23 protein-coding genes are annotated in these 24,927 nt (G+C 59.1%); 3 read left to right on the forward strand and 20 right to left on the reverse strand.

Features of this window, described 5'->3' with window-relative positions; all coding sequences use genetic code 11:
- Position 1 precedes the first annotated feature (1 nt).
- From A3AS_RS0120130 to nac, 9 genes are all read right to left on the reverse strand, one after another.
- On the reverse strand, positions 2-685 hold the full coding sequence (locus tag A3AS_RS0120130) for an amino acid ABC transporter permease (protein ID WP_018319366.1): 684 nt from the start codon (positions 683-685) through the stop codon (positions 2-4).
- A gap of 31 nt (positions 686-716) precedes the next feature.
- Positions 717-1,484 carry an SDR family oxidoreductase gene (locus tag A3AS_RS0120135; RefSeq protein WP_018319367.1) on the reverse strand — a complete coding sequence of 256 codons (768 nt, stop codon included), beginning with the start codon at positions 1,482-1,484 and terminating at the stop codon, positions 717-719.
- Between the two features lie 83 nt (positions 1,485-1,567).
- On the reverse strand, positions 1,568-2,362 hold the full coding sequence (locus A3AS_RS0120140) for a LamB/YcsF family protein (RefSeq protein ID WP_018319368.1): 795 nt from the start codon (positions 2,360-2,362) through the stop codon (positions 1,568-1,570).
- Entirely contained in the window at positions 2,359-2,778 is a 420-nt protein-coding gene (locus A3AS_RS0120145; protein WP_018319369.1) for a hypothetical protein, read from the reverse strand. The genes A3AS_RS0120140 and A3AS_RS0120145 overlap by 4 nt, the downstream gene beginning before the upstream one ends.
- A complete protein-coding gene (locus tag A3AS_RS0120150) occupies positions 2,775-3,761 on the reverse strand; it encodes a biotin-dependent carboxyltransferase family protein (protein ID WP_018319370.1) in 987 nt (328 codons plus the stop codon). The genes A3AS_RS0120145 and A3AS_RS0120150 overlap by 4 nt, the downstream gene beginning before the upstream one ends.
- Entirely contained in the window at positions 3,758-4,417 is a 660-nt protein-coding gene (gene pxpB / locus A3AS_RS0120155) for a 5-oxoprolinase subunit PxpB (RefSeq protein ID WP_018319371.1), read from the reverse strand. Before pxpB ends, A3AS_RS0120150 begins: the two co-directional genes overlap by 4 nt.
- The gene (gene accC, locus A3AS_RS0120160) at positions 4,414-5,766 is read right to left on the reverse strand and encodes an acetyl-CoA carboxylase biotin carboxylase subunit (RefSeq protein WP_018319372.1); all 1,353 of its coding nucleotides are present in this window, start codon (positions 5,764-5,766) and stop codon (positions 4,414-4,416) included. Before accC ends, pxpB begins: the two co-directional genes overlap by 4 nt.
- A gap of 3 nt (positions 5,767-5,769) precedes the next feature.
- Positions 5,770-6,210, reverse strand: a complete 441-nt coding sequence (locus A3AS_RS0120165) for an acetyl-CoA carboxylase biotin carboxyl carrier protein subunit (protein ID WP_018319373.1) — start codon at positions 6,208-6,210, stop codon at positions 5,770-5,772.
- Between the two features lie 110 nt (positions 6,211-6,320).
- Entirely contained in the window at positions 6,321-7,259 is a 939-nt protein-coding gene (nac, locus tag A3AS_RS0120170) for a nitrogen assimilation transcriptional regulator NAC (protein ID WP_018319374.1), read from the reverse strand.
- Positions 7,260-7,401: 142 nt separating this feature from the next.
- On the opposite strand from nac, the gene A3AS_RS0120175 reads away from it, so the two are divergent.
- A complete protein-coding gene (locus tag A3AS_RS0120175; protein WP_026202168.1) occupies positions 7,402-8,610 on the forward strand; it encodes an aspartate transaminase in 1,209 nt (402 codons plus the stop codon).
- A gap of 21 nt (positions 8,611-8,631) precedes the next feature.
- Positions 8,632-9,297, forward strand: a complete 666-nt coding sequence (locus A3AS_RS0120180; protein WP_018319376.1) for an RraA family protein — start codon at positions 8,632-8,634, stop codon at positions 9,295-9,297.
- A 492-nt stretch (positions 9,298-9,789) separates the two neighbouring features.
- Here the strand turns inward: A3AS_RS0120180 and pyk are convergent, their stop codons facing one another.
- From pyk to A3AS_RS0120205, 5 genes are all read right to left on the reverse strand, one after another.
- Positions 9,790-11,202 carry a pyruvate kinase gene (gene pyk / locus A3AS_RS0120185; protein WP_026202169.1) on the reverse strand — a complete coding sequence of 471 codons (1,413 nt, stop codon included), beginning with the start codon at positions 11,200-11,202 and terminating at the stop codon, positions 9,790-9,792.
- A 117-nt stretch (positions 11,203-11,319) separates the two neighbouring features.
- The gene (locus A3AS_RS0120190; RefSeq protein ID WP_018319378.1) at positions 11,320-11,790 is read right to left on the reverse strand and encodes an Lrp/AsnC family transcriptional regulator; all 471 of its coding nucleotides are present in this window, start codon (positions 11,788-11,790) and stop codon (positions 11,320-11,322) included.
- Between the two features lie 354 nt (positions 11,791-12,144).
- Entirely contained in the window at positions 12,145-13,923 is a 1,779-nt protein-coding gene (locus tag A3AS_RS0120195) for an FAD-dependent oxidoreductase (RefSeq protein WP_063707587.1), read from the reverse strand.
- Between the two features lie 28 nt (positions 13,924-13,951).
- The gene (locus A3AS_RS0120200) at positions 13,952-14,782 is read right to left on the reverse strand and encodes a phosphoenolpyruvate hydrolase family protein (protein ID WP_018319380.1); all 831 of its coding nucleotides are present in this window, start codon (positions 14,780-14,782) and stop codon (positions 13,952-13,954) included.
- On the reverse strand, positions 14,769-16,022 hold the full coding sequence (locus tag A3AS_RS0120205; protein WP_018319381.1) for a Tm-1-like ATP-binding domain-containing protein: 1,254 nt from the start codon (positions 16,020-16,022) through the stop codon (positions 14,769-14,771). Before A3AS_RS0120205 ends, A3AS_RS0120200 begins: the two co-directional genes overlap by 14 nt.
- 140 nt (positions 16,023-16,162) lie before the next feature.
- On the opposite strand from A3AS_RS0120205, the gene A3AS_RS0120210 reads away from it, so the two are divergent.
- Positions 16,163-16,735: a hypothetical protein gene (locus A3AS_RS0120210; protein WP_020508706.1), complete on the forward strand. Its 573-nt coding sequence runs from the start codon at positions 16,163-16,165 to the stop codon at positions 16,733-16,735.
- A gap of 399 nt (positions 16,736-17,134) precedes the next feature.
- Here A3AS_RS0120210 and A3AS_RS0120215 read toward each other — a convergent pair whose 3' ends face one another.
- The 6 genes from A3AS_RS0120215 to A3AS_RS0120240 all read right to left on the reverse strand — a co-directional run bounded on the left by A3AS_RS0120215 (position 17,135) and on the right by A3AS_RS0120240 (position 24,738).
- On the reverse strand, positions 17,135-17,338 hold the full coding sequence (locus A3AS_RS0120215) for a hypothetical protein (RefSeq protein ID WP_026202170.1): 204 nt from the start codon (positions 17,336-17,338) through the stop codon (positions 17,135-17,137).
- Between the two features lie 928 nt (positions 17,339-18,266).
- The gene (locus A3AS_RS0120220; RefSeq protein WP_157644331.1) at positions 18,267-19,235 is read right to left on the reverse strand and encodes an ABC transporter permease; all 969 of its coding nucleotides are present in this window, start codon (positions 19,233-19,235) and stop codon (positions 18,267-18,269) included.
- A 40-nt stretch (positions 19,236-19,275) separates the two neighbouring features.
- Positions 19,276-20,817 carry a sugar ABC transporter ATP-binding protein gene (locus A3AS_RS0120225; protein WP_018319384.1) on the reverse strand — a complete coding sequence of 514 codons (1,542 nt, stop codon included), beginning with the start codon at positions 20,815-20,817 and terminating at the stop codon, positions 19,276-19,278.
- Positions 20,814-21,776 (reverse strand): ABC transporter permease, encoded by a 963-nt coding sequence (locus tag A3AS_RS0120230; RefSeq protein ID WP_018319385.1) that lies wholly within the window; start codon positions 21,774-21,776, stop codon positions 20,814-20,816. The genes A3AS_RS0120225 and A3AS_RS0120230 overlap by 4 nt, the downstream gene beginning before the upstream one ends.
- Positions 21,777-21,842: 66 nt before the next feature.
- On the reverse strand, positions 21,843-23,018 hold the full coding sequence (locus A3AS_RS0120235; protein WP_018319386.1) for a sugar ABC transporter substrate-binding protein: 1,176 nt from the start codon (positions 23,016-23,018) through the stop codon (positions 21,843-21,845).
- A gap of 205 nt (positions 23,019-23,223) precedes the next feature.
- Positions 23,224-24,738, reverse strand: coding sequence for an amidase (locus tag A3AS_RS0120240; protein WP_026202173.1), 1,515 nt, complete (start codon positions 24,736-24,738; stop codon positions 23,224-23,226).
- Positions 24,739-24,927: the final 189 nt, after the last annotated feature.

The raw sequence follows: 24,927 nt of genomic DNA on the forward strand, positions 1-24,927 counted from the left end.
ATCAGACCGCTCCTGCCATACGGCTGCGTTGCTCGAGATGGTGACCAAGCCACATCAGCAACAGCGAGCAGACGAGATAGACAATCGTGGCAATCAGGTAGGTCTCGAACGGACGAAAGCTCTGGTTCTCGACCTCCTTGACTGCGTGGGTCAGCTCGGCGACGCCGATCGCCATCGCAAGGCTGGAGTTCTTGAACAAGGAGACCGTATGGTTCACCAGCGCCGGCATCGCGTTGCGAACGGCCTGTGGCAGCAGGATGTAGGTCATGGCTCCGACGTAGCTGTGCCCCAGGGCACGGGCGGCTTCCCACTGCCCCCTCGGCACGGCGCGCAGACCGGAGCGCTGATTCTCGCTGAAATACGCGGCCTGGCACAACCCCAAGGCAATGATAGCGAACAACGCTTCGCCGTTGTGATCGCCGAGCCATATCTGAACAGAGTCCGGCAGCAGGCTCGAAATGCCGAAATACCAGAGCATGAGCTGGACGAGCGTCGGCACATTGCGATGGTAGGAGACGTAGATCGCGACGAAACCGCTGGCGATCCGGCTCGGCAGCATCCGGATCGCAAGCAGGACCATTCCAAGACTCATCGCCAAAAGCCATGAGCCGATGAAGATGATGAAGGTCATCTTCATCCCATGGACCAGCATCCGGCTGAACTCCGGATTGAGCAGGACGGCCATGAGTCGAAACCCTTCATCGCGTGCCCCTCGTCTAAGTCGGCAGAACGGGTTTTGGAGAGCCCTCGGGGCGAGTGGTCGACAAGCCACCCGGCACTTGCAAGGTCGGTGTGATCTCGATGTAGCCGACATTCACCGCTACCGGCGCGGCAATCGCAAATGCGATCGCGTCGGCAATGTCCTTTGCCTCGGGCAGTTCAAAGCCCTCGATGAAGTTCGCACGCGTTTCGGCGCTGTCGCCGTGGACATGGGCGAAGATGTCGGTTGCAACCCGGCCGGGGCAGATTTCGGTGACACGCACGCGCTTGCCGAAGCAATCGACCCTGAGCTGACTGGTCAACATGCTGACGGCCGCCTTGGTCGCGTGATAGCTCGAGTTGCCCGCAAAGTTGTAAGCGCCGGCGATCGACGTGATGTTCACCACGTGGCCGCGATCGCGCTGAGCCATGCCCGGCACGAGCAGGCGGCAGAGATGCAGGATCGCGCGCAGGTTGACGTCGACCAGGAGGTCGATGTCCTCCGCATCCGCCTGGAGAAATTTCTTCGGCCGATCGACGCCCGCGCTGTTGACGAGCACGTCGACCTCTAGACCCTGAGCAAGCTTGGTGATAGCCGCAATATCTCGGACGTCGATCGCATGCGGGATGCAGCCGGTGCGATCGGCCAAGGCTTTCAGCGCATCCGCGCTCCGCGCGAGCGCATGAACCTTGAGGCCCTCGCGCGCCAGGCGTTCGACGACCGCAAGACCGATGCCCGACGAGGCGCCGGTAACGAGAGCAGTCCTGTAATCGGAGAATGGCATCGGGCTCCTCGCCTTTTCAACACGCTAAACGATCGCGTAACTTTCCCGCCAAGACGGATTAAATGTGGTGGGATAAGGTCCCCTTATGATCGCCCAGCGGGCCCGTCGGAGCCCGCCACAAGCCGGGAAACCGGCACGATCTCGCCGCCCGCAGCCTCGATCGAGGCCCGAATCCCTCGGGCCAGCTCGACGGCCCCCTGGGTATCCCCATGCAGCAGGATCGATTTGACCGGCATGGCGAGCGCCTTTCCGCTGGAGGCAATGACCACGCCGTCACGCAGCAGACGCGCGACCCGCTCGGCAACCACCCCGGCGTCGTGAATGACCGCGCCGGGCTTCGCCCGAGACACCAGCAGGCCCTCGCCGTCATAGGCCCGGTCAGCCAGGAACGTCGTGGCGACCCTGATACCGCACTGTGCCGCCGCCCCTTCGATGGCGCTACTGCTCGAGGAAACGATCAGGAGATTGGGATCAAACGAGGCGACCGCGTGCACCAATGGTCGAGCAAGATCGGCGTCGGCAGCAGCCATGTTGCCCAGCGCACCGTGAAAGCTCATATGCGTGACGCGATGCCCGACAGCCCGCGCGATGCCGTCGAGCGCGCCGAGCTGGTAAGTGACCATGGCGGCGAGCTCGGTGGGGTCGATCTGCATCACGCGCCGGCCAAATCCCTGACGGTCCGGAAACCCGACATGCGCCCCCAGGTCGACGCCGCGCGCCCTGGCGCGCTCCGCCGTGCGCTGCATGATCAGGGGATCACCGGCATGAAAGCCGCATGCGACGTTGGCCGAAGACACGAGGTCGAGCAGCGCCTCGTCATTGCCCATCGGCCACGGACCAAAACCTTCGCCCATATCGGCGTTGAGATCGATCTTCATGATGCCTCACCTTCAATCGGGCGCAGTAGGAACAGCGGCGTGCCGTAACCCACGATCGTTCCGTGGTCGATCAGCATATCTGTCACCGTTCCTGACCGGGGCGCAGGCACGGCTAAAAGCAAAGGACCGATTTGCAGGAAGCCGAGAGGCTCGCCAGCCCTGACATTGGTGTCGGTCAAGGCGATTGCATGCTCGTGAAACGGGTGACGATCGAGAAAGATGCCCGGCGATGGCGCGCGGACGGTCATTGACGGCGCGTCGACGGACGGGGATTCCTCGCCAGCAACGACGCGTACCGATGCACCGTCGTTCACCAAGCGCAACGTGGCGCTCGGACCGCGCAGCTCGAGCAGTGCGAGACCGGCGTCCTTGAGCCAAACGCTTATCTGGTCGACGTGATCGAGAGGATTGCTCATCGGTCTCCTCCTTCGCCGCAGTGAAGCTCGACGAGACGACGGGCGTTTGCGAGCCAGCGGCGGATATCCGCCGAGGCGCTCAGCGCTTCATCCCAGCTACAGCGGATGAAGCGGACGCTGCTCCCAATCGGCGCCTGGCCGAGGCGCCAGAGGTCTGCCTCGATCACCGTACCGATTTTGGGGTAGCCGCCGGATGGCTGTGCATCGCGCATCTGGATGATGGGCTGGCCGTTATGGGGCACCTGAATGACGCCAGGCACGATGCCATGTGAGCGCAATTCCAGCGGACGCAGCGGGTTGAGCTCAGGGCCGGCAAGTCTGTAGCCATAGCGGTCGCTCTGCGGAGTGATTTTCCAGGCGGTGGACCACAATGCATCGTGCGATGAACTGGTGAAGCAGTCGTACTCGGCGGCCGGTAACACGCGAACGGCGGGCACACCGTCGGCTTCAAGCGGAAGCGTCAGCCCGGGCGGCGTCAGACCGAAGCCGGGCATGGCCCGGCCATTCGAACGGCCGGCCGGCAGTTCGTCACCATCGCGGAGCGGCCGCCCCTCGTGGCCACCAAACGAGCCTCGCAACTGCGTGCTGCGCGAGCCGAGCACGGCCGGCACGTCAATGCCATCCGCGACGCACAGATAGGCGCGGCTCGCGCGCCATGTCGTCTGCTTGGGAAGCGAAAGCGACAGCACCTGCCCCGCTTGGGCGCGATGCGCCCACCACGGCAATATTGCCGTCTCATCGATCCTTGCCGCACAGTCGGCGCCGGTGACAGCAAAAACAGTCGAGTGCTCGAAACGAACCTTGAAAGGAAGAACCGGAACTTCAATGACTGCGGCGTTCTCCTCGTTACGCAGCAGGATATTGCCTCCGGCAAGCGCGAGCGGATCCATGGCGCCCGATACCCCAACGCCAAGGTTGAGGCCACCGGTACGGCCGAGGTCCTGGACCGTCGCAAGCGCGCCTGCTGATAAAATCTTGATCATCGCAATACCCGGACAACCCTAAAGCGGATGCTGTCGCCCGGCTGAAGTAGTGCGGGCGGGCTGCGATTCACATCGAAGAACGCGACCTGTGTGCTGCCAATCGTATTCCATCCGCTGGGTCCGTCGGAGGCAGACACGCCGGTCTGACTACCGCCGATGGATACCGCTCCGCCCGGAATCCTCAGCACCGGCACCTTGCGGCGCGGCGTCGCGATACGCTCATCCATGCCGCCGAGATAGCAATAGCCGGGATGACTTCCGAGCGCGAATACGGTGTAGGTAGGCGCGCTGTGGCGTTCGACGATCTCATCGACGCTCATGCCGGTGTGTTCGATGACATCGGCCATATGCGGTCCGGCTTCGCCGCCATAGGCGACGGGCAGATCGATGCAGCGCCCGGCAATCGGAAGCGGCTCGACGCCGTTCCAGAGTTCGATGAGCCCTTGTTCGATTTCTTCCGGTCGTCGCGGCGGCTCGCCAAAGACCAGCATGAGGTTGTTCATGCCTGGCACGGCCTCGCACACACCGGAAAATTCGGCAGCCTCCTGCGCCATGGCCCAAATCCGCCGCTGCGTTTCGAGCGTAGTCTCGCCGGGCGCCTCAAACAGCAGAGCCGTCGTCCCGAGCAGGCTTGTGCGAGGCCGATCCGTCGTCATGGCTGCCCACTCTGGCGAAGTTTCGCCTCGAGATGGTGGATACTGACGCCACCGCGGATAAAATCGGGGTCGGCAACGAGGCGCCGGTGCAGCGGCAGGTTTGTTGCAATTCCCTCGATCCGCGCTTCGTCGAGCGCTACGCGCAAACGGGCCAACGCCTCATCGCGCGTCGCGCCATGGACAATAAGCTTTCCGAGCAGCGAGTCGTAGTAAGACGATACGCGGTAACCGGCACCCGCGTGACTGTCGATGCGCACGCCAGGCCCGCCCGGCATCTGCCAGATGTCGATCACACCGGGTGACGGCACGAAGCTGTCAGGGTCTTCAGCATTGATGCGGCACTCGAACGCATGACCTTGACAGGCGATGTCGCCCTGCCTGAACGGCAGCCGCTCACCCTGCGCCACACGGATCTGAGCCTCGACAAGATCGATTCCAGCGGTCATCTCGGTGACGGGATGTTCGACCTGGAGGCGCGTATTCATCTCGATGAAGTAGAACGCGTTATCTTCGACCAGAAATTCGAAAGTGCCGACGCCGCGATAGCCGATCTGCCGGCAAGCCTCCGCACAGCGCTCGCCGATTTCACGGACCAGCGCATCTTCGATCCGCGGGGCTGGCGCTTCCTCGATGACCTTCTGATGTCGCCGTTGGAGTGAGCAATCGCGGCTACCAAGCCAGACCGCGTCACCGTACATATCGGCGATCACCTGTATCTCGACGTGGCGCGGCCGACCGAGGAATTTCTCGACATAGATTTCGCTGTTGCCAAACGCCCGCCGCGCCTCTTCCCGGGTCAGGAGCAGCGCGTCGCGCAGGCCGCCCTCGCTCTCCACCATCCGCATGCCGCGACCGCCGCCGCCACCAGCCGCCTTCAGGATCACGGGATAGCCAATCTCGCCCGCCGTCGCGCGCACGACATCAAGATCGTCAGTCAGGGCCGCATCGGGACCGGGGACGCACGGAACGCCTGCCGCTCTCATGGCGCGCTTGGCCGCGATCTTGTCACCCCTAACGCGCATGCTCGCAGCAGTCGGGCCGATGAATGTCAGGCCCGCGGCTTCGACTTGCTCGGCAAAGCCTGCATTCTCGGACAAAAATCCGTAGCCCGGGTGGATCGCTTCGGCTCCGCTGACCTCGGCCGCAAACAGAATCGCCTTCTGATTCAAGTAGCTCTGCGCCGCCGCGGCGGGTCCGATGCACAGAGCCAGGTCGGCCTGACGCACATACGGCGCCTCTCGATCGGCCTCGGAATGGACCACGATCGTTCGCAGTCCGAGACGCCGGCAGGTCCGCTGGATGCGTAGGGCAATCTCTCCCCGGTTGGCTATGAGAACCGATCCAAACATGGGTCACGCCAACCTTATCAGTTCTTGGCCGGCCTCGACTTCCTGACCGGAAGCAACCAAAATCGCCGACACCGTGGCATCCTGTTCGGCGCGAACCTCGTGGAACATCTTCATCGCCTCGATGACACAGAGTGGCGTTCCAGCCGTCACAGCCTGCCCTACCGAAACGAAGACGGGCGCATCCGGCGCCGGTTGCAGATGCACAATACCGAACAAAGGCGCTGCGACCTTCGCCTCTCGCTTCGGCGCGACACCGGGTTCGGCGCGAATTGGCCGCGGTCTGGCGTTTGCGGATGGGACCGTCTCGACCGGTGCGCGAACCATATCGCCAGGCTGCGCCCGTCGGACCAGTCTGAGCGACCAGCCGTCTTCCCTGAACTCCATCTCGTTCAGATCAGACGCAGCCATCGCATCGATCAGGGTCTTGATCCGGTCCAAATCCATGTTCCGCCGCCCACAGTATCGTGGCGCTGCATGCGCAACACCGGCCTCGACGCTAGCGCCATCGATTCCTGCCGACCAAGACGGATTGGCTTTGCCCCTATAAGAGAGCGCTATGACGCATTCTGAGATCGCTCTTCATGCGCAATCAGATGGCCCGGCAGACCGGCCACAAGCTCAAGCAGGATTTCCTTGATCGCCTGTGCGGGTTCGGAGAGCGGCAAATGATCGGACTGGCACAGCGCCAACGGCGCCTCGATCACCGGTTCGATGATGCACGATTGCCAGGCATCACAGGAGGATGCGACCTGCCGCGCCATCGATTCGGGCAGGATGGTGGCGCCAAGGCCGTCGGAGATCACGGCAGTCAGGGTACTGGCGGATTCGATTTCCGCGACGACCTTTGGCACCTTGCCGATGGCAGCGAAAGCGTCGTTCACCATCTTGCGGACGACGTTGTACGGACGCGCGAGGTAAAGATCGGTGTCAACCAGCATCGCGAGCGGCACTTCGGCCGGCGGCGCCACCATGCTGCCGCGGCCGACGAGGTAAAGCGGCTCCCGCAGCAGCGGCTGGAATGAGAGGCCGTGGACGGCGGTTTTGCCGCCGTAGAGAACCGCCAAGTCCATTCGGCCATTCATCACGAGCTCGGAGAGCGTGGTGCCGTAGGTCTCGTTCAAATAGAGCAAAATACCGGGGTGTCGAGCCCGCACCGTGCGTAGCAGCGGCAGAGCCAGTCCTGCCGCGGCAGTCCCTGGCGCGAGCCCCACGGCCACGGCACCGGAGATGTTCTTCGCGGCCGCATTCATGTCGGCTCGCGCTTGGTCGCATTGCCGCAGGATGAGCTGGGCGTGGCGATACAGCACCTTGCCCGCCTCGGTCGGCACCACACCGCTCTTGGTGCGCACGAGAAGCTGCTGACGCACCTCGCCTTCGAGGGTTGCGAGCTGTTGACTGAGCGCGGGCTGCGCCACATGCAGCACATCGGCGGCTTGCGTCAGGCTGCCGACGTCGACGATCTTCACGAAATACTGCAGCCGCCTGAGATTCACGTCGTCCCCTGGGACTGTATTCTGCTCCCGATCGGGAAAAGAGCATCCATAAGATATGCCTATCAGGCCAGATTGAACTCGTGTTGGCCAGCGCCGCGCTCTGTCTCTAGCGTCGCACCTCGCTTAGCCAGGGTCAATCACTATGAACCATCCTCGTATTTCCGCACGGGTGAGGCGCATCAAGCCCTCGCCCAGCTCGGCGGCGGCCGATCGGGCAACGGCGCTGAAACGTGAGGGCCGGAACATCGTCAGCCTTGTCGTCGGCGAGCCGGACTTCGATACCCCTGCGAACATTCGCGCCGCGGCATCAAAGGCGATGGACAAGGGCGCAACCCGCTACACGATGTTGTCAGGATCCGTCGATCTGCGCGAGGCGATTGCAGCCAAACTGAAGCGCGAGAACAATCTCGTCTACTCACCTTCCGACATCATCGTCACCAATGGTTGCAAGAGCGGCATCTATAGCGCATTGGAGGCGACGATCGAGGCCGGGGACGAGGTGATCATCCCGGCTCCCTACTGGGTCTCGTACCCCGACATGGTGATCGCCTGCGAGGGCGTTCCGAAGATCGTCGCATGTCCGGAAAGCCAAGGCTTCAAGATCTCGCCAGAGCAACTCGAAGCTGCGATCACGGACAAGACGCGATGGCTGATCATCAACTCGCCGTCGAATCCGACGGGCGCAAGCTACTCGGCGGCGGAATATCGCAAGCTGGCCGACATTCTCGCACGGCATCCCCACGTGCTGGTCATGACGGACGACATCTATGAACACATCCGCTTCGATGGCCGTGCAACGCCGCACCTGCTGAACGCTGCCCCCGAACTGGCGGACCGCGTGCTTGCGGTAAACGGCGTGTCGAAGACTTACGCGATGACCGGCTGGCGGATCGGCTGGATCGCCGGGCCCTCCGATCTGATCGGTGCGCTGAAGACGCTGCTGTCACAGGCCGCCGGCAACGCCTGCTCAATCAGTCAGGCTGCCGCCGTCGAAGCGCTCAACGGCGACCAGAGCTTCGTTACCGAAAGCGTCGCAATCTACCGTACCCGCCGCGATCGTATGCTCACGCATATCAACCAGATCGAGGGTTTGAGCTGCCTGCCACCCGACGGCGCGTTCTATCTCTACGTCAATTGCGCCGGGTTGATCGGTCGACAAACGCCTGCCGGTGCGCACCTGGAAACTGACGGCGACGTCGCGATGTATCTGCTCGAAAGCGTTGGCGTCGCCGTGGTCCAAGGTAGCGCCTACGGATTGTCGCCGTACTTCCGCATCTCGATCGCCGCATCCCTCGATGTGCTCGACGACGGCATCAACCGCATCGCTCACGCCGTCTCCGAACTCCGCTAGCATCCCGATCGGAAACACGTCATGTCAAACACCGGCATCGAAAAGAATCCCTCGGCTCCGCAAGTGGATTCCGCGGTGATCGCGAAATTGCGGACCATCGCGGTCGCTCTGCTCAGCGACCAGCTGCACCGCAATTGCGGCAGCGTTGGGCTAATCCCCTATCACTCCCCGGCGCCGATGGTGGGCACTGCCGTGACCGTGAAGACCCGCGGCGGCGACAACCTCGCCATCCTTCGTGCCTACGACTTCTGCCGTCCCGGCGACGTGATGGTTGTCGATGCCGGCGGTGATATCTCCAACGCACTGGTCGGCGGGATCATGACGCTCGGAGCAGCCTCGCTCGGGCTTGCCGGCATGGTGCTCGATGGCGCCATTCGCGACGTCGGGGAAATCCGTGCACGCACTTTTCCCGTGTATGCGCGCGGCGTGACTCATCGTGGTCCCTACAAGGATGGTCCCGGAGCGATCAACGTCCCGATCACTGTCGGCGGCATGCCCGTGAACGCGGGCGATATCATCGTAGGGGACCAGGACGGACTCCTCGCATTCCCACCGTCCCTGGCCGCAACGGTCATCGAGAAAGCATTGGCGCAGGAGCAAAAAGAGCAAGGCACCATCGACGCGATCCGCGAGGGCCGATGGGATCGCGCCTTTGTCGATGCGCTCGAGGCGCGTTGCGCGAACTGAATGCTACGCAGTGTTGCACCTCCCGGCCGCGCATCATTTGACGCCGTTTCCTCGAGAGCCGGTCGCATTGCCGTTTCAGGATCAGCCCAGCGCGGAAATCCTTGCTCATATAGGATGTGATAAGAATTTTTTTGATCTCCCGGTGCACACGCCGTGCATACGACGATCTCTAACCAATTGAAAAACTTGGCCTCTCGCTCCAATCCATCATTGGGCATCTTGCAGAGCCTCACCTTTGCATGGGGCGCTATTGGGTACAGCCGATGAAGCCCCAGGGGCAACCGGCGAGCGAACGCGATCGCATCATATCGTAGATTAGCGCGAAAAATCGTGCCGTGGAGCAGGTGAAGGGAATCGAACCCTCGTATTCAGCTTGGAAGGCTGATGCCGCCTCGAACTCAAGCAATATCGGCGTCCCGTCACAGCTGAATCCTGAGCGTGGTCCATATGGCGATCGGGTGGTCTTCCGCAGCGCGAATCAAGGGCATTGTCTTAACAAGCGACAACGCGAAGATTGTTTGTCGCGCCTCTAAGTCCAAACGGCACTCCAGAGACGATCACAGCCAAGTCACCCAATCGAATATAGCCCTCGTGGTGCGCGGCCGCCGAGGCGATGCGCGTCATCTCCTCATAGCCAGAAGGATCGCTGGACACCGCACTGTGCACCCCCCACAACAAGCTCATGCGCCGAGCCACTCTCTCATCCGGAGTAAGGGCAAGGATCGGCACCGGCGGCCGGCTGCGCGAGATCCGAGCGGCCGTCGTCCCGCCTGCCGTGAAGCCGATGATGACCTTGGCGCCAATTGTAGCGGCAAGGTCTGCCCCTGCGGCCGCGACGGCATGCGAAGGGGTACTGTCCACGTCAGCTCGAGAAGCTTCGATCAGCGACCGATAGAGATGATGCCGCTCCGTGCTTTTGATGATGCGATCCATCATGGCAACAGCATCAATCGGGTAGGCCCCGCTTGCCGATTCAGCAGATAGCATCACAGCATCGGCTCCATCATAGATGGCGGTCGCGACATCTGAGGTTTCCGCCCGCGTCGGCGTCGGCCCAGCCACCATGGAATCCAACATTTGCGTTGCGATGATGACGGATTTTCCGGCACGCCGACAGGCGCGCACGAGCTCCTTTTGCCGGCCAGGGACCTCCTCGGCTGGGATTTCGACACCAAGATCACCGCGCGCCACCATAACGCCGTCCGACAACCCAATGATGTCGTCGATACGATCGAGCGCCATCGGCGTCTCGATCTTAGCGATCAAACCTGCGGCCTCGCCAATGATGGCGCGCGCCTCGATCAGGTCGGACGGTTTCTGAACAAAGGACAAGGCCACCCAGTCGACCCCAAGATCAATACCGAACGCAAGGTCGGCGCGATCTTTCTTGGTGAGCGGAGATAAGTCGAGCATGGCCCCCGGCACGTTGACCCCCTTGTGGTCCGAGACCAGGCCTCCGACCGCCACTTGCGCAACGATTTCTCCGTCTCCTGGCTCGGTGACCCTCAAGCGCACCCGGCCATCATCAATGAGAAGTTCTTGTCCGGGATGGACGGCTGCAAAAATCTCCGGATGAGGCAAGGGTATCGATTGCTTTTCTCCTTTGGCTCCGTCGATCACAAAGCGGACCGTTTCACCAGCACGCAAAACCAGCCTGCCTTCTTCAAGGGAGCCGATGCGGAGCTTTGGACCTTGGAGATCCTGCAGAATGCCTATCGGCCGGCCGAATTCACGCTCGAGTTCGCGGATACACACATAACTCTTGGCGTGGTCTTTGTGGGTTCCGTGACTGAAGTTTAGCCGAAAGATATCTGCCCCGGAAAGGTAGAGAGCACGTATCTTCTCAGGCTCGGCACTTGCCGGACCGACGGTTGCTACGATCTTGGCGTGACGCGAGCGACGCAACGTATCCCCCATCTGAAAGAATGTGATCGATCTAACATAAAGTCCAAAGCCGACCCTTACGGACTGCGGTCGACGGCAGTTGTGCAAGCCAATGTCCTCATCGGCAGTCGATTAACACTATGCGATGGACGCTATTGGCAAAGTGAATCCTGCTTTGAACCGATCCATGACAACCATTGTTTCAATCCGCTTTATGTCTGAACTTTCGTCTGTAAGACGCCGGGCAAACCGCTCGTAATCTTCCATATCGTTTACGGTAACTAGCAAGACGACATCGGCCAGACCTGTAACGTAGAATGCGCTCATCACTTCAGCCATCTTGCGAATTTGCCGCTTTAGACGATCGATGGTGTCGGCACGCGCGCGCTCTAAGGAGATGAGAACCACTGCCGTCACATTCCGTCCAATTGCTTTTGGAGAAATGATGGAAACGTCTGCCTCTATGACACCCTTGGATCGAAGGCGCTTCAGCCGACGTTGAACTCCGGATGCGGATAGGCCGACCTTACTTCCAAGTTGTTCACTACAGAGGCGATTGTTTCGTTGGATGAGATCAAGAAGACGAAAATCGATCTTGTCGAGTTGCATCACTGCCTCGCGGCCGGCGGATTTCGATCGCGTCGGGGAAGCAGACGCCTGCGCGGCTTGTCCTGACATTTTCGATTCGTCAGTACGCAGCCTAGCTGTTGAACGATCGATTTCTCCCGTTGTCATGTGCCTTGGAACACCTATGGGAGCCCAGCTCTTTGCGATAACATCGAAGACAGGTGGTGCGGCGATCTCCCCTCCGCCGGGGCTCACCACGCTCGGACCGGCCGCCAAGCGGGTCGGGAGCCACGTCCGCTGAGAGCTGCTGATGAAGGCTGTCCGACTCCAGTTCTATCGATGCGCGCCCTGGACCCGAGCACATATTCCCCGCCAACACACGAGTGTGATAGACGGTCAAGCTCCGGAAGCGACGGCTTTTTGCTCCTGATCGGCGGAAAGCATTATTGCGTTGACGGTGCGATAGGCGAATACGATGGCCGGACCGATTGTTATGCCTGCCCCGGGATAAATTCCGCGCATCGGCGACGTCATGTCGTTGCCGCAAGCATAAAGACCCTGGATTGCGTTGCCTTGTGCATCCAGGACGTTTCCGTAACTGTCGGTCGCCAATCCGGTCGCCGTGCCAAGCGTTGCCGGAACGATCGGCAACGCGACAAATGGTCCGTCTTTGATTGGTCCAAGATTTGGATTTTTTCCCACGGTCGGATCGCCGAGCGTTCGATTGAAAGCCGATTCCCCACGCTTGAAGAGGGGATCGCGTCCTTGGGCGGCGTGCGCGTTGTGTTCCTCGATCGTCTTCTGAAGCACAGCGGAATCTAGTCCCAGCTGCTTTGCGAGCTCCGAAATCGTTTCACCTGCCTTGATGTAGCCAAGGCGGACATATTTACCGATGCTCAACGTCCAGGGCCATGGCAGCAGGTGTCCCATGCCCCTCAATCGCACGAACTGGTGATCGCAGATGAAGTAGAATCGCTTATCTGCTGGATATCCGTTTTCAAACATTGCCAGGCAAATATCGTGGTACGAATTCGATTCGTTGACGAAGCGTCTGGCATTTGGACCGACAGCAATGACCCCAGGACGGCCGCGGTCGAGCCAGCCGTATGGCACGACCTGCGAGCCGCTGCCGCGTTTCAGGATTGAGACTGGGGTCCAGAAGCCGGCGGATGCGACATCTTTGTCAATGGCGGCCCCGAGCGTGGTTGCAAGCTCAATGCCGTCACCGTTAACATCGGCGTGGGCCAACGTAACGTCATGCTGGTGTGCACCACTGAGGTCCGCCCTCAACTGCGCGTTCCGGGCAAAGCCGCCGGTTGCGATAACAACACCACGCGAGGCGCGCACGCGGATGTCAAGGTTGATCCGCTTGACAACAGCACCCGTGACGCGCCCGCCTTCCTTCATGAGTTCGAGCGCTGGAGAAGATGGCCAAATTTCTACGCCGTACTCGCGCAGGCTCACCAGCAGCCGCGCGATCAAGGCATTCCCGCCGCTGAGCTCAGTACCACGCCTGAACCTGAGCCGATCCCGCGCATAGCGGCTCAGGCGAGCTAAGACGTGCTTGAGCGACGCAACAGATTGGAGCGGATTGAGAAAGCTTCTCACCTCACTCGATGAGATCATCATGCCCCCGAGCACAACGCGAATGGGGTCACCAATCAAATCGAAGTCGTTGCCTAGAAGCCGCCCATCATAGGGGGCGGGGCTCAGTGCCCGTCCCGTATCAGCGCCGCCAAGTTGGCTCGAGTGATAATCGGGCGTAGAGGCCAAGGTAAACTTGACACTCGTGCCGTTCTCGAGCGCGGTTAGCGCCGCCGGGCCGTCTTCAAGATAGGCATCAATGAATTGCGCACGATAATGAACGCCGAGTTCATGCTGCAGGTATGTCCTCGCATTGGCGATGGTGTCATGGTTGTTAGCCGCGCGCGCCTGAGCAGAACAAGGAACCCAGATCATGCCATTCGACAGGGCCGTCGTTCCGCCAAGTCGCGGAGATTTCTCGCATACAATGACGCGCAGTCCGGCCTTTGCCGCATAGAGCGCCGCCGACAGTCCAGCCGCGCCGCTGCCAATCACGAGGACATCTGTGTCCCAGCCCTGATCCGGCCTCGTCCCTCCTTTGGAGGCGAAAGCGACCGTGTCCGATTTAGCTCGGTTATTTGGTGTGTTCATGCGGCCTCGCTGCATGTTGCAGTGAACATCAATGAGTTTGCGGAAGCGGGACAGCTTTGAATTCCGCCGTCGCTGTTTTCACTGCCCGTTCAATTGGAATTCTTTCGATTGAGGACGCGCCAACAAAGCCGACACACTCGGTCGCCCGATAGACCTCGATCGTATCTTCAGGCTCGGCAATTGCCCCACCATGGCAAAGCGAGAGGACGTCCGACCGGACGGTTCGCGCCGCCGCATTGATCTCATTGATGCGCCGGATAGCCTCCTTTATGGATTGCCCGTCCTCATGACCGACCAGGCCGCCGCGCGTTGCGCCGACATGTGGGACGATGCAGTCGGCCCCTGCACTTGCCATCGCTTTGGCGTCCTGAGGGCTTGCGACATAGGCGAGCGAAAAGATATTCTTCTTGCGCGCGAGAGCGATCAGCTCGACCTCACGTTCAAAGCCGAGGCCGACGCGGCCGCGGCGGTCACGCCAGTTGTCACCCATGGTGGAAATCGTCGGATAGTTGATGACGCCGGAGAACCCAGCAGCCCAGAACTTGTCCAAAAGAGCATCGAGATCGAGCCGGAGGGGATCCCAAGCCTCGATACCACCAACCACCGGCACGGAAGACACCACGTTACGAATTTCCGCCGCAAGCTCCAGCGTGCGTGCGTTGGAATCGCCAATCCGGCTCGTGGGAAGCCCCATCAGACGCGACAGGCCGGTCGAGTAGACCACCAGCATGTCGGCACCTCCGAGAACGGCACATTTCGCGACCAGGCCGCAGCTACTTCCTGCCGCGAGAATTGCTTTTCGCTCCGCCACCTGTCCTTCGATCCTGGAAAGGATTTCCGTTCGCTCAAACATCCGCATGGGATGAACCTTCTTGCGTGAGTTGTTCCAGGATCCATGCCGCGGCAGCCTCGGCGAACTCGCCATCGTTAATGTGACAGTTCAGGTCGCGGACCATGACGGGCGCGGAGAGATGTTCCTTGAGCCCATCCAGCCAAGCCTTGTCGGCCTCCGGATCGTAGAAGATGCCGCCTTGGCGGTCGTAATCGGATACGCCTTTCGCGGGCCAAAGGACCATTGTGGGCGCTTTTGCTCGCGATAGCCGTTCTGCCGTGAGCCGGCCAATGCTCGCGTTCTCAGACGCAGTTGTGCGCATGAGCGTCGTGTAAGGCGTATGGGCGTAGAACTGGCGACCGCGAAACTGATCGGGAACGCTCGATGGCAGGCCAAAATTGACCATATCGACCGCACCGGGCGCGATCACTTGCGGAATCTTTTGCCGCGACGCTGCCTTGAGCCGATCCGGACCGGCGCTTGCGGTACCTCCAACGATTTCGTCTGCGAGCTCCGTTGTGGTCAAATCGATGACGGCGTCGAATTCACCAGCTGCGATCAGCTGCTCCATTTTACGGCCGCCCGCCCCGTTAGCCGGAAAGACGATTGCGTCTACGCCGGCGTCGGCAAGCCGCGCTGCGCACTGATTCGCCGCCGGCGTAGTCACGCCGAAGGCAGTGATCGCAACGACCTTCTTGTCTCGTCCAACTTTGACGGGAACGTAGTGCGTGGCCGCAATGGCACGCCCTGCGTTCTCGAGCACCCTTATGGTAAAGACATTGATGCCGAAGAGATCGACCAGCGTCGGATAGAGAATGATGTCGCTGTGAGTGGCCAATTCGGCGAGTAGCGCAGGCCTTGCGCTGCTTACCAAAAGTTTCGGAAAGCCATAAGGCAGCTCAGACACAACCTCGCCGAAAACCGCGCTCCCCTTGCCACCCCCAACCCCGATAATCGCGCTGATCGTTCCTGATCCCAGGAGGTCACCAACCTTACTGCGCGTCCTTTCAGCAATCTGCTTCAAGAGTTCGGTGGGGGTCTTCGCATCGGCTTGTTTGTCGCCGTCATCCCTCTTAGTGCCGACGTCGATCAGGATGGTCTTGCGGCCGCACGCCTCGATAATGTTGGCAAGGTAAGACGCCTCGCGGCCCTTGGTATCCAGGGTGGCCACGATCGCGACCGCGTCTGTAGTCGTGGATCCGGTCGCCAGTTCGGACAGGTTACCATCCCGGGCCGACCTGTGGTCGTCCGTACAATGGTGAGACACGATCTTCCTCCCAGAACCATTCCTAACAACAGGTGGTCTAGACCCGGCTCTAACCGGGTATAAGATCGGTGAGGCGTCCAAATGGGTAACATTGGGTAGAAACGGTGAGAGCGAGAGTTCCCGGCAGACTTGCTACACGCATGTCGGACATAGCTAAAGGCGCACAATTGCAAGTCTACGCGCCCTCTTTGCGCAGCCTTCCAGAAGGCTCGCTGCTAGTCATGGCGACCCTGCCAATCCTCGACTGGAACGACTGTCTTTTGCGAGACTTGCTAACCCTCGACAAGGCAACGTCCGCTCCTCATGTCTATGCGGCGATACTCATGATCGACCCCTTCGCTTGCTGGGAGGATATTGCCGAATCGTTGAAGGATGCCGGCATCACCGGCGTCGCCAATTTCCCGCCCGCATCTATGATCGAGCGGTCGGCGGCGGGCGTACCTGTTGATGCCGGACAGGAGCTCGAACTTCGACAGGTGGAATGGTTCACAAGCCATGGTTTCAAGGCGTTGTTTGCCATCGCGAGCGATTCAGAAATTACCGCAGCGGAGAAGCGACTTGGCTCCCATCTGGACGGACTCATCCATCTACCAGCAGAGGCTCTTACACGGACGATGAGCGAGGAGATGGAGCTGGTAAGCCTTGGCCAGCACGGATCGTCATTACCAATGTTCGCGCTTTTGGATGGGACGACTTCGAAGCGGCCAACTTAAGCAAAGTGACGAGCGGGACTGCTCTCTAAGTTCCGCAGCTTCCTGAGCAGGGGTTTGTCTATGACGCCAGAAGACCGGCCGCCTTTCCGTGATGAAATCTGTTTGGTCTCAAGCCCTCGGTGAATCGTTCTTGCTCGAGAGAATGCATTTTTCCGCTCGGCTAGTGCGGAAGCGCTCAACGGCGGTCTCAGGACCCCCTGATATGCGTATCTGGGAGCGTCAACAGCAGGTTCACGGTCTAGGGAGGGAATTCAGCGCAGTTTGTGCATTTCCTGCTCGGGACCGGCAACGCTGGGGCGCCCTGCGAGGTGATCTCGTCGCTATCGGCGGAATCAGTCGCAGCTGGCATTGCAATAGGCATTAGCTAGACGGCCCCGTCTAACTGCGTTGCGGCTATTCTCACAGGGATATGGAGGCGATCGTGGTGACGCCGCTGACGAACCGCACGGGATCGCAGATTTCCGAGCGCGCGATTTTGCGGTGGGGGTCCACGGCATCGGGACGCGGGACAGCGCGCGCTTCTAACTCGATGAACTCGTCGGCTTTTTCGAGCGTCGGATGAGCCTGAATGCACTTGTCACATCCTTTCCGGTGCTCCTCCATCCCATGATCTTGTTCGTAGCCCGTCTTTTTCGTTACATGCGACGGTGCAACGGGGCGCGCTGTATCAGGCACAACTATCGTTACGCTGTCCGTCCATCGGGCTGGCTGCGATCACCTCAAATCTCGACCGCAAAGTGGGGGTGGTGAAGCTCCAAAAAATACCGCTGCCGGATTTCTCCGGCAGCGGCTCAAGTCTTGGGAGAAAGCAGACGAACCGGTCTGCCAGCGGACCCAAGAGATCAGAAGGGAATTCTGGCCGCCGATCGCTATTATTCAAATGATGTCGGATTGGTCACGGCGCGCGACCTCAGCGTCCGGGTAACGTTGGGTAAACCGACCATATTAGGCGCAGCTGTCTTCCAGGTCTGACGCGACAGTTACCTTCCCACGGCTCTAGAAACGCGATATTTGCGGAGTCGCACTGGCACGATTCACTTAACAGATGGCCGCCGGCACGACCGGCCCGCGCGGTTGTGAAAGAGCAACCGATAATTCGTCAGCACAACACGCCGGCGAGCTTATTGCCTCCAAAGGTTTCTCAGCGGCAAATGCGTGCTTCCACAGGCGATGTTTCGGAGAGAGACGGGTCCGACAGCTCTTCAAATCCGAAGCCACTCCCGGACTCGCATGCGCGCGCCGATGCAATATGTGCGCGAGCTGCCTCTCACAGATCGGCATTTTCTGATGACATCGGGCCGGCAACAAGTTGGATAGGCATTCGACTGACGCATCTAGAAACGGAGCTCTCGGCGCGCCATTCGCTTCTAACCGCCATCAGCAGCCTAATGGGCGATGTCGACCGACGCACCTTTTCCCAAACAGCTCGGATGATCCGGCCGACGATCCTGTTTTTCGCCCCAACACGCGTTTAGATGGCGCGAGTCAGAAGGAAGCAATTATCGGTCCGTATCGGCACTACAATGCTCCGCTATTTAATAAAGGCTAACCTCGATCGATCGAGAGTTATTGTAACAGATAGAACTACGATGAGGCCCGTCACCATGATTTGGAGGTATGTATGCACGCCTGCGATATTGAGACCATTTTGCAGCACGGCGATCACCAGAACACCGGTCAACGTCCGGTGGACTCCGCCTGAACCTCCAGATAGCGCGGTTCCGCCCATCACCACTGCGGCGATCGCCTGGAGCAGCAGATCGTCTCCCATGCGCGAAGTTCCCGTTGATGTCCGAGCGACAAGTAGCAAGCCCGCTACTCCGCAAAGCATTCCGGAGACAACAAAAGCGACGGCTTTGGTCCGAAGAACGTCAATCCCTGAAAGTCGAGCAGTTAGGCTACCACCGCCGATCGCAAAAAGGGCTCTTCCGAAGTGGCTTCTCGCACCGACAAACGAAGCGACGACAAAAATGAGAAGTGCCAACACTCCCGAGTTCGGAATACGACCGATCACAGAACCGGAAGCAATCCACGTGAGGTTCGGGCTCTGAAAGAACACGTTGCCACCGCCGCTGATCCACGTGGAAACGCCGCCAAGAATAGTCATCGTGCCTAGTGTGGCAACGAAAGAAGGCAGCCGTAGTCGAAGGACGAGCGCTGCATTTACGAGGCCACACAGCGCTCCAATGCCAGCGGCAGCGACGGCTATTCCGGCCGGACCTACATCAAAGTCACGGATCAGAACCGCAGACGAAATTGCCACAAGTGTCACGATGGCTCCAACGGAAAGGTCCAGCGCTCCCATGAGAATCACAAATGTGATGCCCGTTGAGACGATCAGCAGGATCGAGGACTGTCGCATCAGATTGAAAAGATTTATCCAACTTAAGAAGCGCGGATTTATCAGCGCGAACACCGCGACCATTGCCATCAGCAGCAACAATGGCCCTATCGCATTTATAATGGGACGGTGACGGTTATAAAACTGGGCGATCTGCACTTTTACTTCTACATCTGATCTCGACCCAGTCGTCTGCGGCTCATACCATGTGTTGGACAAGTTCCTGCTCCGTTGGCTTGTTATCGGCAGGCGCGTTGCACACGAACTGAATTTCTCCCTCTCGCATCACGAGGATGCGGTTTGACATTCCAATAAGCTCAGGCAGATCGTCTGTGACCAGAAGAATAGCTACGCCCTCCTCAGCCAAGTCCCTCAGGACGCCGTAGATCTCTTGTTTAGCGCCGACATCGACGCCGCGCGTGGGATTGTCGAGGACCAGCACCTGAACCTTTCGGACCAGCCATTTAGCTATCACCACCTTCTGTTGATTACCCCCGGAGAGGAATTGGCAAAGCTGTGTTGGCCCTTTGCATCTCACACGCAAGCGATTGATGTACTTTTCGGCGAGAAGCCGTTCTCGGGAGCGCGAAATGAAGCCGGACAGGCGCGAGACGAGCGGAAGCGAGGCCAAAGACATATTTGCTTGAACCGACATGTAAGGCACGATGCCTTCGCTCTTGCGTTCTTTGGGGACGAAACCCATCCCGCGCACGATCGCCGCTTTTCCCCGTCCGCGAAGTGGCAACGCTTCGCCGCCCACTTCGATGGTGCCGTTTGAGGGAAAGGGTTCAAATCCGACGATGGCTTTGGCTACAGCCTCCTTGCCGCATCCGACGAGGCCACCAATTCCAAGGATCTCACCTTTGCGAACCTCAAAACTGACATTTTGGACGTTGTGGCCGCTTAGACCCTTGACTGAGATCGCGATGGGCGCCCCCACGAGCTTCAGCTGGCGCTTCTCCATGAAGTATTCGTCGTCTCGCGTTCGGCCAACCATCGCCCGATGAAGGCTTTGTTCGGAGATCTGTTCTCCTGCGAACTCGCCAACATTTCGCCCGTCCTTGAACACGTAGATGCGGTCGCAAAGCTCTACGTATTCCGCAAGACGGTGTGTAATGAGTACGAATGACGCGCGACGACGGTACCGCCGAATCGACTCAAAGAGAATTCGGATCTCTCGCTCGCCGATTGCAGCTGTCGGTTCGTCGAGCAGGATGATTGGGTGATCAATGTGGAAATACTCGGCCAACACGAACGCCTTGGCAATCTCAATCATCTGCCGATCGTGAAAAGCGTAATCGCCTGTGCGACGGCACGGGTCGATGTAGTCAAGACCGAGGTCTTTGAGGTGTCTTTCGCTCACGGCTGTCATCGCTCGTCTGTCGACGATGCCTATCGGATTGGCAAAGTTGGCTTCTAAAGAGAGAAATATGTTTTCGTAGACAGCTAGGCTTGGAATAAGGGCCTGCTCCTGAAAGACCATCGAAATCCCGGCCTCAACGGCCTTAGTATAGCTTGTCGGCCTGAAGCTCTTGCCGAAAAGTCTCATACTCCCTGTGTTCGGCGTATGGATGCCGGCGATCATTTTGAGGGTCGTTGATTTGCCCGCCCCGTTTTCTCCGGCAATGCCAACTATTTCGTTCGGAAATACATCGAGATCAATCCCTTCGACCACGGAAATGCCATTGAAGCGCTTCGACCCGTTGCGCATCGTGTAGATGGGCGTCGGCACGCCGCTCATTTCACGTCCTCCGCGCTCGCGCGATTGGTGTTCAGAAGAACAGCGAGCAGAATGACGGTCCCTTGAATGATTGTTTGTAGGTAGGGCGGCAGGGCGAGAATGTTCATGCCGTCTGAAAGGATCGTTATGAAAAGAACTCCGATTATCGTCAGGCGCACGTTGCCAAGCCCACCCCTAATCGCAGTTCCGCCAACGACCACTGCGGTGACCGTGTCGAGAGTCATATAACTGCCCATTGTGACTGTGGCGGATCCCAGACGAGCGGCCAACAGGACTCCGGCAACTCCTGCAAGAAAGCCGGACAATGCAAACGCCTGGATTTTGATCGTATTGACCTTAACGCCGATGAGCGCGGCTACTTGCTCGTCGCTTCCGATCGCGAGCGTCATTCGTCCGAAACGCGTGCGATCACCTACGAGAATCGCAACACCGTAGATCACGGCCGAAACCAGTACCGCGTTGGGGACCATATTGGCCAGTGCGCCCTGGGCCATGTCGATCACAGCCGCGTTCGATACTGATAAGGACCGGCCATCTGAAATGAAGAGTACCGCTCCTGAAATGGTCGTTGCTGCTCCAAGCGTCACCAGAATCGAGGGAATTCTGAGGTAGACATAGACCAGCCCATTGATCGCACCAAACGCCAAGCCGACCAAACACGCGATAGGAACTGACCACAAACCCAGCTCTGGTGCTAGCCGGGCGACCAGCATGCCGCAAAAGCTAGCAACCGCTCCGATCGATAGGTCGATAGAGCCCATCAGGATCACGAAGGTCGCCCCGATGGATGCGATCAAGAGGACCGAACTCGATAGCTCGATTGCCCTGATATTTGCGACGGTAAAGAACGATGGAGCAGCGACACCAAAGGATATAATCGCGATTGTAAAGACGAAGATCGTTATGGCACGCCGCCATAGCTCGCTATCTCTGCGCCCAACCAGCGACACTTCTAGCATTTTTGCGATCCGTCAGCGTGAGGTAAACACGATGCCCCTCTCCAAAGGGAGGGGCATCCGAAGCGATCACTCGGGAATTCGCTGTTTATAGTGATCGTTATACTCCGCCTTGAGCTGATCCACGCAGCCGGAGTCAACGGCATCTTGATAAGCCTTCGGAAATTTGTATCCGACCGGCGTGCGAGCGCCCCAGTACGTCTTCACGTCGATCGGCCACACATGGTTTTGAGCATCCCAATCGCTGGGACGAAGGACCCGCGACATTTTCCTCCAATCAAACGGAAGCTTCTCGCCGGAGAGAAACGCTTGATACTTGTCGACATTCTGAGCGGTTATCAGCGTCGCTCCCGTGTACATCATGCGTTCGCATGGGCTCGGCTTAAATCCCTTAGCGACATCGTATGCCCGCACGAGCGCAAAACCCGCTTGCCACTGTGGGGTAAAGCCCATTGTCGCAAGAATGCGGCCTTCCTTCACCAGCTTGAGGGTTTCTCGATTGCCGTCGAGGCCGACGATCGGAATGTGCATACCAGCGTCTTCGACGGCTTGCATCGCGCCCAGTGCAATCGAGTCGTTTTGCCCGAAGACAGCATCAATCTTGGAGTGCGCCACTAACAGGTCTTCCATGACCTTGCGAGAGTCAACCTGATTCCATTTTCCTGGTTGGCGCGCGACGACCTTGATGTTGGGGTATTCGGCTAGAGCTTTATCGAAACCCTTTGTTCTGGAGATGTCTGCATCCACCCCGGGAAAACCAGTGATGTGCGCGACATTGCCTTTTCCGCCGATCTTGTCAAAAAGCAGTTTGGCAATTCTGTAGCTGTTTTCGACATCATCCGGCGAGAAAAACGTTGCAAAAGCATAGTTGTCGGCGCCCGCATCCAAAGGATGGAAACCAGGCAACGACTCCCAAACAGCAACATGCACGGCACCGACCTTCTTCGCCATCTCAACGATGGGCTTTATGTTGGCCGCAACGAGATTCTCCCCGAACGTGATCCTGACACCAGCACCAAATTGGGCCTCATAGATTTCGATTTGCTTTGCCGCATCACCTTTGCCTGAAAGGATGCGATAGTTTAGACCGAGGGCTTTTGCGGCCTGTTCGGCGCCTTGCGACCAGTTATTGAAGTATTCGTTCTCTAATGTGGAAACTTCAGACAGGACATCCTCAGCGCTCGCACCACCCGCAACGCCCAGGAATGCGGCGGTAGCAAAAAGGTAAGTCGACAGTCTACGCATTGATTGACCCTCCTCGTACTTGGTTGTAGATGGATTTGCCTTTCTTTCAGGTCGGTCGGCAAGCCAGCGCGTATTCGCGATGGAAGAAATCGGAACACACAACGTGTTTGCCTATCGTCAGAACGGTCATCCCGGCGAAGCGGAGAGTTTCACAAGGTACCGCGGACGCCGCGGTGGTCCGTTGTGGCCGGCATCATTGCTCTAGTCACATCTTCTTCCAGTCTCCGATCCGTTCGAACGCGTGTGCCGCCCTGTAGATGGTTGCTTCGTCGAAGTGGCGACCAACGAGCATCAGGCCCACCGGAAGGCCATCCACCATTCCGCACGGCAGCGACATCGCCGGATGGTGCGTGATGTTGAACGGAGCCGTGTTGGTGAACATCTCCGTCGCGCGCGTGATATACTCCTCTCGGCTGGCGTCATGTGGAGGGAGTTTCGTCGCCTTCATCGGCGTCGTCGGTAGAAGAAGGAGATCGTAGTCCTTAAAGACCCTGTCGTAAGCTGCGCCCAGGCGGCGAGAGACGTTGACAGCCTTGCCGTAGAATCGCGGCCCGTAGGTGTTGTTTACGTAAGTGCCGAGCAACAGGAACAACTTGGCCTGCTCGGACAGGGAGTTCGCCTTCTGGCGCCACCCTCGATGGAAGTCCATGAGTGACAGTGAAAAGAGGTCTGATCGGCTGGTACCAAAGCCGTCGCCGAACATCATGGTCTGTGTGGCGCCCTCGGTGCCGATCGGCGTCCAGATTGCGGCACCTTGGAGGTGCATTGGTACAGAGACCGTTTCAACCGAGGCCCCCAGATCCTTGAAGCGCTTGGCCGCTTCACGAACTGCTCCATTGACACCAGCTTCCGCCCCCGGCTGTTCGAAGCCCTCCTTCAGAACGCCGATCTTCAATCCGCTGACGCTTTGACCGAGTGCTCTCGTGTATTGTTCGACTTTCGGCGCTTTGATGCGTGGATCGTATCCATCGTCTCCAGCAATTACCTCCAAGAGCAACGCGTTGTCGGCGACCGTTGCGGTCATAGGGCCTGTGTGGTCGAGCGTCAGCTCATTGGGCATGATGCCGGTATAGGGGACAAGACCCCAGGTGGGCTTCATGCCGTAGATACCGCAAAACGACGATGGCATGCGTATTGAGCCGCCCTGATCGCCGCCGATCGCCATATCGACTTCGCCAAGCGCTACGACAACGGCCGAACCCGAAGACGAGCCGCCCGCGGAGTAGCCCATTTTATGAGGATTGTGCACCGGTCCGAGCGCACCGGTATGGCTACCGCCGGATGTGCAAAAGCATTCGCAATGCACTTTACCTGCGATTTCGGCACCCGCATCAAGCATGCGAGTGACAATGGTTGCGTCGATATCTGGTACGAATCCTTCGAGCGTCGCCGAGCCGTTCATCATTGGCACCCCAGCCAACATGACATTATCTTTTAGAGCGACGGTCTTACCCTTGAGTTTTCCGCTCGGCGCTCCTTCGACCCTCGCCTTGCGGTACCATGCGTTGTGCAGATTTTCTTCTGCCGGCGGTTGATACCCTGGGGTGCGTGCATATTTCACCGGAGGCAGCTCGTCCGGGACGGCCTCGATGTATCTGTAGGCCTCGAGAGATTCGTTGATAAGTCCGCGGAAGGAAACGATATCCTTCTCGGTAAGTGAAAGGCCGCATTGTGAGGCGATATCTCGCAACTGGGCGGGTGTGGGCGGGACAACTGACACTGGGCGCTCCTGTAATTTCAAGGGCAGACCCACTCTGCGATGGGCTCAATTCGGCAAGCCTAGTCGACTGCAGGTTGGTCGAACCTGACGTCAGTTGCTCACACTGGGTAAATCTGGGTAATTTTGCCAAGAAAGTGGCGAAGCAGAGCAGAAGTTTTCGCACGCATGCCATCTAGAGCGCTTGTTTGC

The organism is Bradyrhizobium sp. WSM2793 (assembly GCF_000379585.1).
GTDB lineage: Bacteria > Pseudomonadota > Alphaproteobacteria > Rhizobiales > Xanthobacteraceae > Bradyrhizobium.